At 56.7% G+C, this 17,014-nt stretch carries 14 protein-coding genes; 13 read left to right on the top strand and 1 reads right to left on the bottom strand.

Going from position 1 to position 17,014, the window contains the following annotated elements; genetic code table 11:
- The first annotated feature begins 27 nt into the window (after nt 1-27).
- The 3 genes from JOE09_RS04105 (at nt 28) to JOE09_RS04095 (ending at nt 2,900) form a co-directional block, all read left to right on the top strand.
- Entirely contained in the window at nt 28-984 is a 957-nt protein-coding gene (locus JOE09_RS04105) for a quinone oxidoreductase family protein (protein WP_205064885.1), read from the top strand.
- A 226-nt stretch (nt 985-1,210) separates the two neighbouring features.
- Entirely contained in the window at nt 1,211-1,759 is a 549-nt protein-coding gene (locus tag JOE09_RS04100) for a hypothetical protein (protein WP_205065119.1), read from the top strand.
- Nucleotides 1,760-2,150: 391 nt separating this feature from the next.
- Nucleotides 2,151-2,900, top strand: a complete 750-nt coding sequence (locus JOE09_RS04095) for an SDR family NAD(P)-dependent oxidoreductase (RefSeq protein WP_105594917.1) — start codon at nt 2,151-2,153, stop codon at nt 2,898-2,900.
- A 568-nt stretch (nt 2,901-3,468) separates the two neighbouring features.
- Here the strand turns inward: JOE09_RS04095 and JOE09_RS04090 are convergent.
- Nucleotides 3,469-4,602, bottom strand: coding sequence for an ABC transporter substrate-binding protein (locus JOE09_RS04090; RefSeq protein ID WP_205064884.1), 1,134 nt, complete (start codon nt 4,600-4,602; stop codon nt 3,469-3,471).
- A 508-nt stretch (nt 4,603-5,110) separates the two neighbouring features.
- Here JOE09_RS04090 and JOE09_RS04085 point away from each other — a divergent pair.
- The 10 genes from JOE09_RS04085 to JOE09_RS04040 all read left to right on the top strand — a co-directional run bounded on the left by JOE09_RS04085 (nt 5,111) and on the right by JOE09_RS04040 (nt 16,913).
- Nucleotides 5,111-6,049: a D-ribose ABC transporter substrate-binding protein gene (locus JOE09_RS04085; protein ID WP_205064883.1), complete on the top strand. Its 939-nt coding sequence runs from the start codon at nt 5,111-5,113 to the stop codon at nt 6,047-6,049.
- Between the two features lie 14 nt (nt 6,050-6,063).
- Entirely contained in the window at nt 6,064-6,672 is a 609-nt protein-coding gene (locus JOE09_RS04080; RefSeq protein ID WP_205065118.1) for a DUF2291 family protein, read from the top strand.
- Nucleotides 6,672-8,192, top strand: a complete 1,521-nt coding sequence (locus tag JOE09_RS04075; RefSeq protein ID WP_205064882.1) for a sugar ABC transporter ATP-binding protein — start codon at nt 6,672-6,674, stop codon at nt 8,190-8,192. Before JOE09_RS04080 ends, JOE09_RS04075 begins: the two co-directional genes overlap by 1 nt.
- A 1-nt stretch (nt 8,193) precedes the next feature.
- Nucleotides 8,194-9,303, top strand: a complete 1,110-nt coding sequence (locus tag JOE09_RS04070) for an ABC transporter permease (RefSeq protein ID WP_105594287.1) — start codon at nt 8,194-8,196, stop codon at nt 9,301-9,303.
- 179 nt (nt 9,304-9,482) lie between these two features.
- Nucleotides 9,483-10,475 carry a sugar phosphate isomerase/epimerase family protein gene (locus JOE09_RS04065; protein ID WP_205064881.1) on the top strand — a complete coding sequence of 331 codons (993 nt, stop codon included), beginning with the start codon at nt 9,483-9,485 and terminating at the stop codon, nt 10,473-10,475.
- Nucleotides 10,476-10,814: 339 nt separating this feature from the next.
- A complete protein-coding gene (locus JOE09_RS04060) occupies nt 10,815-11,318 on the top strand; it encodes an RNA polymerase sigma factor (protein ID WP_105594289.1) in 504 nt (167 codons plus the stop codon).
- A gap of 102 nt (nt 11,319-11,420) precedes the next feature.
- Complete coding sequence (locus tag JOE09_RS04055) at nt 11,421-12,368, top strand: FecR family protein (protein WP_239552912.1); 948 nt, start codon at nt 11,421-11,423, stop codon at nt 12,366-12,368.
- Between the two features lie 119 nt (nt 12,369-12,487).
- The gene (locus JOE09_RS04050; RefSeq protein WP_205064879.1) at nt 12,488-15,202 is read left to right on the top strand and encodes a TonB-dependent receptor; all 2,715 of its coding nucleotides are present in this window, start codon (nt 12,488-12,490) and stop codon (nt 15,200-15,202) included.
- A 58-nt stretch (nt 15,203-15,260) separates the two neighbouring features.
- Nucleotides 15,261-15,857: a biliverdin-producing heme oxygenase gene (locus JOE09_RS04045; protein WP_199735015.1), complete on the top strand. Its 597-nt coding sequence runs from the start codon at nt 15,261-15,263 to the stop codon at nt 15,855-15,857.
- 276 nt (nt 15,858-16,133) lie between these two features.
- Complete coding sequence (locus JOE09_RS04040; protein ID WP_123330666.1) at nt 16,134-16,913, top strand: Slam-dependent surface lipoprotein; 780 nt, start codon at nt 16,134-16,136, stop codon at nt 16,911-16,913.
- Nucleotides 16,914-17,014: the final 101 nt, after the last annotated feature.

The following is a 17,014-nucleotide window of genomic DNA, read 5'->3' as shown; positions in this document are numbered from 1 at the left end:
TCATATTGGCGACAGGTGAACATTCAAATGAAAGCAGCGATTATCAACCAGCAGGGCGAAAAGCCGGTGTACGGTGAATATCCCGATCCCCAGGCCAGCGATAGTCAGGCCGTAATTACCGTCACAGCCGCCGCGATTAGCCAGTTGGCAAAATCACGCGCGGCTGGAAAGCATTACAGCTCGATGACCTCTGCTCCGTTCATTCCCGGGATTGACGGGACCGGTTACCTGAGCAACGGCGATCCGGTGTACTTCCTGTCATTTAACGCTCCCAGGGGAAGCATGGCGGAGAAAACGCGGGTTTCACTGGACAACGTTGTGCTCTTACCCGCAGGACTGGACCCTGTACTTGCCGCGGCGATTGCAAACCCCGGGATGTCATCCTGGGCTGCGTTAACGCGCCGGGCAATTTTACAACAGGGCGAAACGGTTCTGATCAATGGCGCAACCGGCACATCGGGTGGTCTGGCCGTCCACATCGCTCGCTGCCTGGGTGCCGGGAAAATTATTGCAACGGGGCGAAATAAAGACGTTCTGAACAAATTACGCGAAGAGGGCGCGGATGTTGTGTTAACGCTGGATTCCCTGCCATCTGAATTACCCGCCTTAATGGCTGAGGGGATTGACGTTGTTCTTGATTATCTCTGGGGGCAAAGCGCACTGGATATTATGACGGCGGCCGTTGCCGGTGGCGCAAAAACCGTGCGCTTCGTTCAGATTGGCTCACTTAGCGGTCAGGAAATTAACCTGCATAGTAAATTGCTGCGTTCATCAGGCTTGACGCTGATGGGGAGCGGGTTGGGTAGCGTTTCAGATACAGAATTGATTGCCGCGATAGGTGAACTTTTTCAGGCAGTAGTAAACAGTGGCTTGTCTGTTCCGTTTATGCAACGTCCTCTGGATGAGGTGGGGGAAGCCTGGTCCGAAGATGACAGCCGCTGTCGGACCGTTCTCATCCCCTGCAACGATCCTGTCAGGAAATAGTGTTGATCGGTCGGAATAAGGACTGAAATCCGGATTGAGTCAGGTACGTCATTTTTCCTTCCTGGTTTATCGGGGCTGGTTATCCTGGTATGGCTGCTTGAAAAACTATGTCTGGCCTGAGATAAAGTGTTTATGCAAGGCTGTACGATAATCATTTTTGTCAGCAACATAATGATCTGAAAGGGAGACAGTGATGGGACAGATTAGCCGGGTTTATGCGGTATGGATGGCGGTAATGCTGATAACCGCCTGCACCAGTGCGCCAAACCTGCCGCCGACCGATACCATCGTGGCGGTTAAACCGACCCAGTCCGGTGTTATCGCCAGCTCGGCAAAATACAGTTATCGTTTTGTTCGTGATGGCACGCCGCAGGAATATCAGCGCTACAAGACATTTTACGAACGTTTCCATCAGAAGGCTTCCGGCGTCAGAGTTAACTTTTTGGTTAAAGAGCATGAGGTGACGGCGGAGTACCTTGTGGTGATGGATAACCGCAAGCTGGACGCCGGGCAGCGTGACGTGCTGGTCAATCAATACAAGGCGGTTCCCATTGATAACGATCGCCTGGGCGTCCTGTTTAAAGCTAAAGGATTTTGGTCCTCCTCCCACGCGCCGGAACAGGCTGCCCCTTACCGGCTAGACAGACCGGTCGTGGTCGCCATCAACGACAAAACCCAAACGCTAAGCACCTTCGGTACCATCGCCCTGATACCGCTGTTGCCACTGTTCCCGCTGTTTATGATGTACGGATGTGCCACGGGTCCGTGTTTGTGATGCTCATACCGCAATAAATATCATATCCAAACCTGCCGCGAAAAATGCGGCAGCAGCGTATTTCATTTAGCTCTCCGGTGCGGCTGGCAGAAAATGGTTAGCCGCATACCGCATACCGCATACCGCATTGTAGCTGGCTGCCCGTAGCAGCGCAGTTGCTCGCCCCGTGGCGCTTGTCAGCAAAACCTCTTCCTCTGTCTGACTCGTCAACATTGCTATCCCTCAAAAGCTCGCGAACCCATCGTTTCAAATTTGCAATGATGAGTTGCAAACCATTCTATTTTGAAAATCATCGCGCGCGGATATGCTTCTCTCATCGCGACAACAAACGTCGTCGCCAACGACAGATGACCCAATAAATCTATCCATACTTAATTTAAGGAACGACATCATGAGTAAAAAACTTTCAGACAAAATTGCGTTAGTGACCGGCGGCAGTTCTGGTATTGGCCTGGCATCAGCACAGGAACTGGCAGCGCAGGGTGCCACTGTTTACATCACCGGCCGTCGTCAGGAAGAACTGGATGCTGCGGTGGCATTAATCGGACCTTCGGCCAAAGGAATCCGGGCAGATGCTTCTGTTCTGAGCGACCTCGATACCGTGTTCTCCACTATCTTGAGCGAATCCGGCAGGCTTGACGTGCTGTTCGCCAATGCGGGTGGCGGCGACATGATGCCTCTGGGTGCCATTACCGAAGAGCACTTCGACCGTATTTTTGGCACCAACGTGCGCGGTGTGCTGTTCACCGTACAGAAAGCGCTGCCGTTAATGGCTAAAGGGGCCTCCATCATTCTGACCGGTTCAACGGCAGCAGCGAAAGGCACCGCCAGCTTCAGCGTCTACAGCGCAAGTAAAGCCGCCGTCCGCAGCCTGGTCCGTTCCTGGGCGCTTGACCTGAAGGATCGTGGTATTCGTGTCAACGTGGTTAGCCCTGGCCCTATTCGTACGCCAGGTCTGGGCGGTCTGGTCCCTGAAGAACATCGTCAGGGACTGTTCGACGCGCTGGCAGAGGGCGTGCCGCTGGGCCGTTTAGGCGAGCCGGAAGAGATCGGTAAAACGGTGGCATTTTTGGCCTCTGACGATGCGAGTTTCATCAACGCGGCGGAAATTTACGTTGATGGCGGATTAGCGCAGATTTAATTCACGGTCAGAACAGCAGCTTTGAATATAAAGTTACAACGACACTTCAACGCCAGGAACGATCGCTGTTCGTGCAGCGCCTGGCGTATCGGGGCGGGCGGGAGGGGCGCTGTAATTTCCGCGTATGGCGTATCGAGGGGAGCGGGAGTGTCGCTTCAATTTCCGCGCCTGGCTTATCGGTGCTGGTCGGAACGCGGACCCGCTGTCACATCCCTGTACGCTCGACCTCGCACGTCCTTGTGCTCGGACGGTCCGCTTATCCGTCCAGCCCCGATTGCCTGCATACATTGGTGGTGCTGCCTGAAACCATTTGTTTTTGGCAGCAACGCAAGGATTCAAAAGGGAGACCGTAACGGGACAGGTTAGCCGGGTGTCTGCCGCACGGATGCGGCAGCCAAGCCCCCAGGGAGGGGTTCACGGCGACCCGGCGATCTGCCCGTTACGGTCGCCCGCGAACACCGATCTAACAGCGACCTACCGACACCACCTCTGAGGCCACGGCTCTAACAGCGACCTACCGGTACCACCTCTGAGGCCACCGTTCTAACAGCTATCGATCTACCGACAATCACTCAGCCGGATGATACTCAATATTAATCGGCTCATCCGGCAGCTTGGTGAACTTCTGGATAATCTGATGGTAATCCGCCGTCGGATTCACATCCTTAAACTGCTGCGGATAGAAATCCTTCGCCAGCATCTCAATACCGATAATATTGTACGGATGATTGTAGAAGTGATGGTAAACCGCCGCGACCTTGCCCGCCTTCACCGCCGGAATATCCTTCACCCCGTTACGATTACGCAGGCGATCAAAACTCTCTTTGATCTCCTCAACGCTGGTATTGTAACCCAGCGGGATCACCGTACTGGCTTTGCCACCGCGCTTTGAACCGCTCATCACATAGTAATCAGGATTCATTGAAATCACCTTCTCCACCGCCACGTTACCGCTGGTGCCCGGTAGCAGCTCGGAGCCGATATTGCGTGCGCCCGTCGCTTCAACCAGTGCGCCCCAGCCGTTACGGCCGTGGGTAAAGCAGCAGGCATCGCCGCCGCCGCCGATACCGGCAATCGGCTCAACGAACACCAGCGGCTTCGGTGAAATATCCTTCACCTTATTTTGAATGGCAGTCAGCTTCTGCTGATAAAAATCGGTATAGGCTTTGGCGTTGTCTTCCTGATTCAGCACCTTGCCGAGCAGCGTGACGCTGGCGGCGGTGTTCTGTACCGGATGCAGTTCAACGTCCACGAACAGCACCGGAATATTCAGCGCCGCAAGCTGTTTCAGCACGCCGGTCTGCTGGAGCGACGGCTTCGCGCGCAGCTGGGCAATCATCAGATCCGGATGCTTAGCGATCACCGTTTCCAGATTCACTTCACCCTGATCTGAGAAGCCCATATCCAGGATTTTTTCCGCCTGCGGCCAGCGGTTTTTCAGCATATTCCAGCTGCCGGTGTCCTGCTTCTTCATCAGGTTGTTCCAGGAAACCACGCGCTTGAACGGATTGTCGCGGTCCAGCAGAGCCAGGCTGAGGATCTCGCGGCCATCCTGCAAAATAATGCGCTGCGGCTCCTGCTTGATCACTACCTGCTGGCCGTCCATATCGGTCACGGTCAGCGGATAGGTGGTAGCGAAAGCCAGGGCGGGAAGGGTGGTAACAAGGAGAGCGGAAAGCTTCAAAGCCGGAACAGTTTTCATATTCGGAAAGACTCGGAATAATAAGGTGATGATAATTATTCTCATTTTTATCTAAACCGCACCTAAACTTTGTAACTTTTTTATAAAAAATTCACATTTTCACCTTCACCTTCACCTTCACCTTCACCTTCGCCTTCGCCTTAATCTGCTTCTGCTTCTGCTTCTGCTTCTGCTTCTGCTTCTGCTTCTGCTTATTTATCTGCGCCCGTGATTCAAATTCCCTCCGGTTCTTTCTGGCGAACGACCTGCCGCCGGGAAGGCGTTTGCCATTTGCAAACGAGTAAGAACCCCATCAAACCACATCGGCTATCATCTGCTAGTTTTGTCATTGCATTGAAATGTAAGTGTAAATTTAAATAAACTTACTGGTGAGTAATAAATTTAAACACAGATTGTGATCCCGCTCGCTTTTCCGTACGGATTGTTTGGACAAAAAAGGCGCAATAAATAATAGTGTTTGAATAATAAATCATGCTCGAATAATTATTCACAGCGGAGATAAAAAAAGATGAAACGTACCCTGCTTACCGGACTGTTGCTTTCTGCCATGACCCTCTCATCAGCCTCTTTCGCGGCGGATAAAGGGTTGATCGTCATCATCACCCCGTCCCACGATAATCCATTCTTTAAAGCCGAAGCCGACGGCGCATCGCAAAAAGCGAAGGCGCTGGGCTACACCACGCTGGTGGCATCGCACGATGATGACGTCAGCAAGCAGAACCAGCTGATTGAAACCGCCATTGGCCGCAAGGCAAAGGCGATTGTGCTGGATAACGCCGGTGCGGACGCGACGGTAGGGCCGGTACAGAAGGCGAAAGATGCCGGGATTCCTACCTTCCTGATCGACCGGGAAATCAACAAATCCGGCGTAGCGGTGGCGCAGATTGTTTCCAATAACTATCAGGGCGCGCAGCTGGGGGCGGAAAAATTCGCCAAGCTGCTGAACGGCAAAGGGGAATACGTTGAGCTGCTGGGTAAAGAGTCGGACACCAACGCCGGGGTGCGCTCACAGGGCTATCACGACATCCTCGATGACTACCCGGATATGAAAATGGTGGCTCAGCAGAGCGCCAACTGGAGCCAGACCGAAGCCTTCAGCCGCATGGAAACCATTTTACAAAAAAATCCCAATATCGTTGGCGTGATCTCCGGTAACGACACCATGGCGCTGGGTGCGGAAGCCGCGCTGAAAGCCGCCGGCAAAACCAACGTGATCGTGGTGGGCTTTGACGGCAGTGACTACGTGCGCGACTCCATTATCAATAAAGGCAACATCAAAGCGACGGTGCTGCAGCCGGGCTGGGCGCAGGCGCAGATGGCCGTTGAGCAGGCCGATTACTACCTGACTAACGGCAAAGCGCAGAAAGAAGAGAAGCAGCTGATGGACTGCGTGCTGATTGATGACGCCAACGCCAGCAAGCTGAAAACCTTTAATCTCTCTAACTGATTCGGGAGCCGATGATGGTGACGAAACTTCCGCTCGCCGTTCTGCTGAGCGCCAGTATGCTGCTCAGCGGCTGCACGGTGGTCGACCTTGATGAAAACGGTCAGCCCATCCTGCCAAAAGACCCGGCAGCGAAAGCCAGCTTTAGCAGTCAGACCCCGCAGCAGATCGCGCAGGAGAACTGGGACAGCAGGGTACTGAAAGGGGCGCAGGATCGCGCCCTCACCTGGAATGACATGAAGAATAAAAGCGCCGGGCTGAAAGCGGAGACCAGCAGCAGCGTCTTTGTGCACGCTGCCGGAACGGTTACTGCGGTCAGCGACGAAGCCGAGCGTGAACGCCTGCTGACGGTGACGATCAATGGCGAATCGGTGCCGGTGGCCATCGGGCCGGTGATCCGCAGCAACGCCATTCGGGATGCGGCCGGGTTTAAATTTGAAGAATTCACCAACCAGGTACAGTTCGCCAGGCTGACCAAAGCGCTGAACCAGCAAAACGTTCAGCAACTGCCGAAGATCGACGGCAGCTGGGTCGGCAAACCGGTTCAGCTGACGCTGGCCGTGACTCTGCAACCGCAGCGGATAGAGGATGCGGTTGCCGTGGTCATTAAGCAGGAGCAGCCGTAATGAGCCACACCGATCCGATTATTCTGCAAACCCGCGCGGTGTCGATGCTGTTTCCCGGCACGCTGGCGCTGGACAACGTCGACTACCGCGTCTGGCGCGGCAAGGTCAACGTCATTATCGGCGAAAACGGCGCGGGCAAGTCCACGCTGATGAAAATCCTCGCCGGGGTTCAGCAGCCGACCAGCGGTGAAATCTGGCTCAACGGCGAGCAGGTGCAGCTTAGCAGCACCCGCGCGGCGTCAAAGCTGGGGATTGGCATGGTGCATCAGGAGCTGAACCTGTTTGAAAACCTGTCGGTGGCGGAAAATATTTTCCTCGGCCGCGAACTGCAAAAAGGCGTGCAGCCGATCGATGAAAAAGCGCAGGAGGCGCGCACTGCCGAGCTGATGCAGCGGCTCGATCAGGCGATTTCACCGCGCGAGCTGGTCGCTAATCTGAAAGTGGGGCAGCAGCAGCTGGTGGAGATTGCCAAGGCACTGGCGGAAAACACCGACATTCTGATCCTCGACGAACCCACCTCGGCGTTGAGTAAAACCGAGGTAGAGATCCTGTTCCGGGTGATCCGCGAACTCACCCGTCAGGGGGTGTCGATCATCTATATCTCGCACCGTCTGGAAGAGCTGATGGCGATCGGTGACACCATCACCATCCTGCGCGACGGCCGCTTTCAGGCGGAAGCGCAGGTTAGTGAGATTGACGTGCCGTGGATCGTCCGTGAAATGCTCGGTAGCGAGCCGGTCAGCAGCTTCCTGACCCCCGATCGCCAGTTCGGCGCGACGGTGCTGGAAGCGGAAAACATCACCTGCGTGGGCCCTGCCGGTAACGCGGTGGTTAACGACGTCTCATTCAGCGTTCGCGCCGGGGAAATCGTCGGTATTTATGGCCTGATGGGCGCGGGGCGCACCGAGCTGTTCGAATGCCTGCTTGGCACCCAGCCTTCGTATCTCGGCAAGCTGTGGCTGGACAGCAAACCGGTGCCGCAGAGGCTGTCGACCGCCGACCGCATCCGTATGGGCATGAGTCTGGTGCCGGAAGACCGCAAGCGCACCGGCATTTTCCCCATCTCATCGGTAGCCAGCAACCTGACGATTGCCAGCCTGTGGCAGCGTCTGGAGCACCGTTTTGCCATCTCTCACAAACAGGAGATGGCGGTGGTCAGCAGCACGGTCAGCAATCTGTCGATCAAAATCTCCTCGCCGGAGGTGGCGATCAACGCGCTGAGCGGCGGTAACCAGCAGAAGGTGGTGATTGGCCGCTCGCTGCTGACCAATCCACGCCTGCTGCTGCTGGATGAACCCAGCCGGGGCATTGATATCGGCGCGAAAGCAGACGTGTTCCGCATGATGGTCAAACTGTCGGAGCAGGGGATCGCGGTGCTGTTTTCTACTTCGGACCTGAAAGAAATTATGGCGGTCTCTGACCGTATTCTGGTGATGTCCGGCGGCAAGCTGACCGCCGATATTCCACGCGCGGCGGCAGAAGAATCCGCGTTGGTGAAAGCAAGTGCACAGGGGTTCTGACATGACACATCTTTCCGGGAAAGCGCAGTCCGCGCCTGCGATGAAAGCCTTTAACTCGCGGGAGGGATTGATCCTGCTGCTGTTAAAAATGCGCACCTTTATTGCCCTGATTTTAATCGTCGGATTCTTCGCCATCACCGTGCCGGACTTCCTCGCCGTCGGCAGCATGGTGATCATGATTAAACATATCGCCATCAACGCCTTCCTGGCGCTGGGCATCACCTTCGTGATTATTACCGCCGGGATTGACCTGTCGATCGGGGCCACGCTCGGACTGTGCGGCATGATTGCCGGCTGGCTGATCACCAAAGGGATCGTCCTGCCCGCCTTCGGAATCGCGATTTTCCCCAGCGTCTGGGTGGTGGTGCCGCTGGTGCTGTTGATCGGCGGGCTTATCGGTGCGGCCAACGGCTGGATCATCACCCGCTATAACGTCGCGCCGTTTATCTGCACGCTGGGCACCATGTATATCCTGCGCGGGGCAGCGATGCTCACCTCCGGCGGTGAAACATTCCCAGGGCTACAGGGCAATCCGCAGCTCGGCAATACCGGCTTTGACAAGATCGGCTCCGGCTACTTCCTCGGCCTGCCGTGGGCAATCTGGATGATGATTGTGCTGGCGCTGGTCATCGCCTACGTCGCTCGCCGCCTGCCGTTTGGCCGCCAAGTCTATGCGATTGGCGATAACGAGCGCGCCGCCGAACTGTCCGGCGTGCGGGTAAAGCGGGTGAAAATCTTTGTTTACGCCATCTCCGGCCTTTGTGCGGCGATCGCGGGCATCGTGGTGTCCTCGCAGCTGGTGGCCGCCCACCCGGCAAACGGCACCGCCTTTGAGATGAACGCCATTGCCGCCGTGGTACTGGGCGGCACCTCGCTGGCCGGCGGGCGCGGCACCATCCTCGGCACGCTGATCGGCGCGTTTGTTATCGGCTTCCTCGCAGACGGCCTGATTATGATGGGCGTCAGCGAATTCTGGCAGATGGTGATTAAGGGCATCGTGATCATCATTGCGGTGATTATCGACCAGATGCAGAGCCGCATGCAGCAAAAGGCGGCGGTGGTGGCGCAGAAGGCGCTGCTGGTTGAGGCCGAAGCCACGCGGACGGCCTGACGTCTGACCGTGTCAGCCTGGCGTATAGAAAAACGATTTCGACCCCGGACGGGTGACCCCCGTTCTTATTTTCATCCCCGGGCGGCGGCGACGGCGTGATCCGCAGCGTGCCGCCCGGCAGAGAAATTGACAACCTTGCAGCCCCGGCTGCGTGATATTCAGCATGGAGAAGACCCAACATGACAACCTACAACTACCCAAAATTTGGCGCTGGTCTCTGGCACTTTGCTAACTACGTTGACCGTTACGCGGTAGACGGCTACGGCCCGGCGCTCAGCACTCTGGAACAGATTAAAGCGGCAAAAGAGGTCGGCGATCTTTCCTATGTTGACGTGCCGTATCCTTTCTCGCCGGGCGTGACCATCAGCCAGGTAAAAGAGGCGCTGGCCGATGCCGGACTCAAAGCGATCGGCATCACCCCGGAGATCTACCTGCGCAAGTGGTCGCGCGGGGCCTTTACCAACCCGGACCCGGTGGCGCGTGCAGAAGCGCTGAAGCTGATGAACGAAGCGGCGGACGTGGTGCGTGAGCTGGGTGCCAGCTACGTCAAAGTCTGGCCGGGCCAGGACGGCTGGGACTACCCGTTCCAGGTGGATCACAAGCAGCTGTGGAAGCTGGCGGTAGACGGCATGCGCGAACTGGCGTCGGCCAACCCGGACGTGAAATTTGCCATTGAATACAAGCCGCGCGAGCCGCGCGTGAAAATGACCTGGGATTCGGCGGCGCGCACCCTGCTGGGCATTGAGGATATCGGGCTGGATAACGTTGGTATCCTGCTGGACTTCGGCCACGCGCTGTTTGGCGGCGAGTCCCCGGCGGACTCCGCTCAGCTGATTATCGATCGCGGTCGTCTGTTTGGTATGGACGTTAACGACAACCTGCGCGGCTGGGACGATGACCTGGTGGTGGGTACCGTGCATATGACGGAGATTTTCGAGTTCTTCTATGTACTGAAGATCAACAACTGGGACGGTGTATGGCAGCTGGATCAGTTCCCGTTCCGTGAAGATAACGTCGAGGCCGCGCGCCTGTCGATTCGTTTCCTCAAGCATATTTACCGCGCGCTGGACAAGCTGGATATCCCGGCATTGCAGGAAGCGCAGTCGCGCCAGGATGCGATGCAGGCTCAGCGCATTATTCAGAACGCGCTGCTGTCATCGATCGAAGAGTAATCCCCGCTTCAGAAATCCGTCGGGCAACCGGCGGATTCTCACATTCCCCCCTCAAAGTGTTAAATCCCCGTAAAAATCAGGGTTTGATATCGAAAATCTTAATAAAAATACAAATGAAAATCATTACCATCTGTTTCAAATTTTATATATTCTAAACACACTTCGTTGACGTTGCTGCGAGCCAATAGCGATATGGCCTTGCCCACTGCGCTTTTGCCGGATAAACGTTCGCGTTTTACATATTTGGCCGCGTTAGCATTTAGCGGCTATCCCTGCTGGGAAACACAGCACTGCAGTAAAGATCGCTGTTATCCAGAGTGTTACTGCGAGGTTTGGTTGATGTGGAACCTGAAAAGCCTGTTTAATAAGCATGCTCAGGAAATTCAACGTTTTTTGCAGAAGCGCGGGCATGGTCCCGACGTGGCTGCGGATTTAACCCAGGATGTGTTTCTGCGGATTTTAGGCTCCGCAGCGCCAAAACGGGATGATAATCCGCGTGCCTATCTGCATATGGTGGCGCGCAGCCTGTCGGTGGATCTCTATCGCCGCGAGAAGATTGCCTCGATTGACTATCTGTCGGAAGAGGCCTACTGCGAGCTGCCGGATGAATCGCCCGATCCGGAAAGGGTGACCTCCGATCGTCAGCAGCTGGCGGTGCTTGACCGTGGTCTGACGGCGCTGCCGGAGCAGACCCGGCGTGCTTTTGAACTCTATCGCTTAGGGGATATGACCATTGCTGAAGTGGCACAGGAGCTGGATTTATCGGTGTCGCATACATGGACGCTGATCCGCCGCGCCTACCAGCATTTACGCACCACCCTGGATGATGATGCGAAGCACTAATGACTTTGCACAGCGACAGCGCGTGTAATTCCCTATAATCTGAATTACCTTTTATTCCCGTCGCCGCAAAGCTGCCGGAATTTGCCAATAATGACTGAGAAAATGTCGCAACACGAAAAGCTGTTTGAAGAAGCCTTCGACCTGATTATTCGCCTGCACGGCGATCCGGGGAATCCGGCCGCGCGCGAACTGGCCGAACGCTGGCGCGCGCGCGGCAAAGAGCATGAGGCGGTGTGGGCTGAAGCCGTTCATCTGCACGGCATGACCGGCAGGGTGGTGCAGGCCCGCAGCCAGGCGGTGCCGCAGTCGGTCGGGATTTCTCGCCGCCGCTTTGTGCTGGGCGGCTCTGTTGCCGTTGCGGCTGCCGCTACCGGCCTGGCGCTGGCACCCGGCATTCTATTGCAGATGAAAGCCAGCCATTTAACCTCTACCGGCGAAATCCAGCAAATTCCGCTGGAGGACGGCTCGGAAATTATTCTTGGCCCCAACAGCGCCATTGCTTCCCGCTTCACCGCCGATGAACGCCGCATTGAACTCCTGAACGGAATGGCCTGGCTTAATGTTGCCAACGACGCCCGTCGGCCGTTTAACGCGGTGGTCGAAGGCATGCAGGTGGTGACGCAGAAAGGGGCTTTTGACCTCAGCCGCGATGCCGATCTGCTGACCGTTGCCGTTGAACAGGGCGCGGTGGACGTCGCCACTCCTGGCCTGTCGCTGTCGTTAAACGAATCGGTCACCGCCGGCAGCTGGCTGTCGCTGGATCGCGATGGCGGTCTGGTGGAACGCGGCACCCGCAATCCGCAGCAGTTTGCCTCCTGGCGCAGCGGCATGCTGGTGGCGGAAAGTGAAACGGTGGCCGCCGTGGTAGCGCGCATTTCCCGCTGGGTGCCGGGTAAAGTGCTGATTGCCAGCCGCGAGCTGGGCGAACAGCGTATCAGCGGCGTGTATAACCTCGCCAACCCGCAGCGTGCGCTGGCGGCGGTGATCCAACCCTACGCCGGAAAAGTGCGCGAAATCACCCCCTGGTTGACCATTATTTCCGCAGTCTGAAAAAAAATTTAAAATTTCTCAGAAAAATCTCAACTCTCGTTCGTTTTATTAAGTAAGAACTGGCTCGGATGCGAATCCGCAAAGCCAGCGTACTGATTAATAACGCCTGCGGGGTCAAAATGAAGTCTGTGAAGTGCAAACGCGCGGAATCGCGCAACGGCAAAAAGTGGCTGGTGGCAGCCGTGTTCCGTACCAGCGCAATTTCTCTGGCGCTGATGTCGATGCAGCAAAGTGCGTTTGCGCAAACTTCGCCGGTCTCCTTCAACATCCCGGCCGGTTCCCTTTCCGGTGCGATTGCCGAATTTGGCCGCCAGTCCGGCGTACAGGTCAGCTATCCACCGGAATTCGCCGCAGGCAAACAGTCGGCGGGCGTCAAGGGTGCCGTCTCGTCGGAAGCGGCGCTGGGGCGCATTTTACAAGGCTCCGGGCTTTCCTATCAGTTTGTGAACAGCGACAGCGTCACCCTGGTTAACGGCGGTGCGGCGGCCAACACGTCTGCGTCTGCATCAGCGGCGGACGACTCGCTGCTGCTGGGCACCATCACCGTCACCAGCCGCGCGGGCAGCGATCCGGCCGATGCGCCCTGGCAGGGGGCCAGCTCTCGCGCCCACCTCTCCGCCGAGCAGGTTGAGCGTTTTAGCGGCACATCTGTTGGTGATTTTTTATCGGGTATCCCGGGCGTACTGAACGGTGACGGCCGCAACTCCGGCGCGGTGGACGTTAACATTCGCGGCCTGCAGGGGCAGGGGCGTGTACCGGTGCTGGTTGACGGCGCCAGCCAGGAAACCACCGTCTATCAGGGCTATAACGGCTCCACGGCGCGCACCTATATCGACCCGGACTTTATCGGCTCGGTTGATATTGAGAAAGGGGCCAGCATGGGGGCCGATTCTACCGGCGCGGTCGGCGGGATTGTGCGAATGAGCACCATCGGCGTGAAGGATATCCTGCTGCCGGGCCACGATTTTGGCGTGCGTCTCAAAGGTAACTTTAACACCAACAGCCGCAGCGCGCCGTCGCCGGGCACCACCGGCGGCCTGACCAACCTCGGCACCTATTACAGCTGGGATGAGTTCCCGAGCGGCTTCGGTGATTCATCCGGGACAAATCGCCCGTCGGCGCTGAAGCCGACCGGCGGTTCCGGCAGCATCGCCATCGCTGGCACCACCGATGCGGTGGATGTGCTGGCCGCCTACGCCCAGCGTTATAACGGCAACTATTTTGCCGGTAAACGCGGTGGAGACGATGCTCACGCGGTGATTTCCGGCCCAACCGGGCCATTCGGAGAGGTTAACGTCACCGACGGTAATCCACTGACGGCATACCGTGCGGGCGAGGAGGTATTAAACACCTCGCGCGATACGGAGTCATGGCTGCTGAAAGGCACTTTCCGTTTCCAGGACAACCAGAAGTTTGAGCTGGGCTACTCACGCTATATGACCCGCTACGGCAATATTCTCGGTTCGCAGCTGATGAGCTACTTCAATTCGCAACCCTATCAGGGATTGCTGAGTACCATCGACCTGGCAACATGGACCGGTCGCTACAGCTGGAAGCCGGAAGACAGTAATCTGATTGATATCAAAGTTGATACTTTCTATTCCGACGTGGATAACCGAGTTAATTCGGTGTTTAACAGCAGCGGCACCCTGTATCCGCAATACTTCTGGCTGGCGTCGAATCGCTGGGGCGGCAACGCGTCGAACACCTCACGTTTCTACAGTGATATTGCCGATGTGACCTGGCAGTACGGCGGTTCATTTACCCGTGAAAACGTGGGATTGCCCGACGGCGTGGATGAAGCGACCATGTCCGGATCGCGTTTTGGCTGGCGCAAAGAGTACAGCGGATTCAGCACCCTGGAAGTGAAGCCGCTCGACTGGGTGACCCTGAGCGGAAACCTGCGCTATTCCACCTTTGAAAGCTTTGACCGCAGCCCGACGCTTGAATCGCCGTTTACACGCAAAGATCACGGCTGGTCACCGATATTCAGTCTGATGGTGGAGCCTCTGGATGGCTTCCAGGCTTATGGTAAGTACGGCAGCGTTCTGCGTTCGCCAAGCATCTTTGAATCGATCACCGGTCCGTCATTCTCGGTACCCACTGCGGATAATCCGGTGGCGCCTGAACGCAACAAGAGCCTTGAGTTCGGTGTTAACTATCTGATGGATGGCGTGTTCCTGCCGGATGATAAGCTGCGTTTCCACGGGGCCTGGTTCAGTAACCACATCGACAACTACATCACGCGCGGAAATATCAAACGCTATACGGCCAGTGGACGGGAAAACTACCAGCTGGGCCGCATGAATCTGGATTATGCAGAAATGCGTGGCATTGAGCTGTCCGCACAGTATGACAGCGGGCGGGTGTTCGGCAGCGTGGCGTGGAATCACTACACCGACATTATGTTCTGCGCCAAAGACGGCGTAATACATCCAGCCGCCAGCCGCTGTGCGCCGGGTGGCCTCTACAACAGCTTTGCGCAGCAGCAGGTCCCGCCAAAAGATACCGTGACGGTAAACCTGGGATCGCGCTTCCTGGACAGCGATCTGACTGTAGGAACACGTATTAGCTACATCGGCAGCCGTTTTGTTGAGGGGCTGGGTGCGGACGAAGGGCTCGGGCAGGTTTCAGGTATGTACTCCATCGCGCCGTCGGACTGGAAGCCTTACACCCTGGTCGATCTCTACGCCAGCTACAAACTAAACCAGAACGCCACCTTCGATCTGTCGGTGGATAACCTGACCGACCGTTACTACGTCGATGCGCTGAACACCATTCCGATCCCTGCGCCAGGCCGTACCGTGCGCGGTGGTGTGACGCTGAAATTCTGATGTTAAACAAATGCCGCCTGCCGCAGAGCAGGCGCATGGGAGAAAATCAATGAGCGATGTGAGTACCCAAACCGAAAACCTGACCCGCGCGCAGCGGCTGAAGGCGGCCACCACCAGCAGCCATGACAGCCTGGATCAGCGCATTATGGCGGGCGATCCGTTTGCCAGCCGCGAACGCTACGGTCTGTTTGTGAAGGTGCAGTACCAGTTTCATCGTGAAATCGATGCGCTGTATGAATCTGCGCTGCTGGAGCCGCTGCTGCCTGATTTAGCCGGGCGCCGCCGCTTCCCGCTGATTGGCCAGGATCTGGCCGACCTTGGGCAGGCTCTGCCGCAGCCGGAAAGCGCAACGGCATTCAGTACGGCGGAAATCCCGGATATTGCCAGTGCTCTGGGCTGGCTGTACGTCGCTGAGGGCTCCAATATCGGCGCCGGTTTCCTGATCAAACAGGCGGAGAAGCTGGGGCTGTCCGGCGAGTTTGGTGCGCGCCATCTTGCCGGTGCGCCGGAAGGGCGAGGCCGCCACTGGCGTACCTTTACCGCCGCGCTGGACCAGCTGCCGCTGGACGAAGCCGGGGAAGCGCGCGCTATTGCCGGTGCGCAGCAGGCCTTTGCCCGCGTGCGTGAGCTGGTTGAACACTATTATGCGCGTTAGACCATAGAGCCACTCAGGCAGTGAACAGTCGCCCAGGACGTTGAGGTTGTCAGTTAGCTGTTTTGCTGGTGGAAGGGATGCCTGCCAGCTGTCAGTCGTTGTGCCCGAACACAGGGAGTGTGAGGGAGTAAAGCAGTACCCGAAGTAAGCAGTACGAGTAAGCAGTAAATCCTCCCGCCGTCAGGGAGGATTGTACCTATATGATGTAATGATAATCATTTGTGTTTTCATTCAATGTATTTCCACTTTTAACTTATGCTTTTCAGGAAAAATGAAATGAATCAGATTATGAAGAAATCAGTACTCGCTCTTGCTCTGTTTGGCGCAGCCGGTGCTGCTCAGGCCGTAGTCGTCACTAACCAGAGCTACACGGAAACGGGTGGGATTCGCGTTGGTCAGACAACTGCAGCTGTACCGACTCCTGCCGCCGGTGTTGATGGTCAGCTGTATGGTGCCAAAGCTACCTTCACTCACTTTGCTTCACCGACCTATCAGGATGCGAGTGGGGCATTCCACTTCAGCGGTCGCGAAATGGTGGCGGATGGTGCACCGGGTCCTGCGGGTCCTGGCCCGGATCACACTAAACTGGGCGTCTGGTCATTTGCCAAAGTCGGCACTCAGGATGTCTGGTTCGGCGAATGGGATGGCGAAGCCACTTCAGGCGCCGTGGGCACCAAAACGGCCGGTACCCACACGGTGTTCTACGCGGGTGAAAACGGTGACGTAGCCACCACGCTGCCAACGGCTGCACCGGTTAGCTACACCATTAAGTCCATCAATCAGTACAGCGGCACGCTGCCAACCAGTACGCTGACCGCCAACTTCAATACCAAAGTGGCCAGCTCTTCCGGTGACATCAACTTCACCGGCGGCACCATCAGCACCGTCGGTACTGATGTGCGTCTGGCAGCAACCAGCGTTGGCGTGCTGAGTGCTTCCGGCACCGGCGGTACGCTGGACGGTAAATTCTTCGGCACCGGCGCCAGCGCAGTGGCCGGTATCGTTAAGTTTGCCGATCGCAACAAAGATACCGCATTCGGCGGTACCAAGAACTAATCCGGTGGCGAATCTCACCACCTTATATGCAGGGATCACACCCTCAGCGGGAACGACGCTGATGGCCTGATTCACTGCCTTCCCGAGAGCAAAGGCCACTG

Source organism: Pantoea coffeiphila, from assembly GCF_016909495.1.
In the GTDB taxonomy this organism is placed as follows: domain Bacteria; phylum Pseudomonadota; class Gammaproteobacteria; order Enterobacterales; family Enterobacteriaceae; genus Erwinia; species Erwinia coffeiphila.
This window is presented reverse-complemented; position numbering and strand designations above follow the sequence as displayed.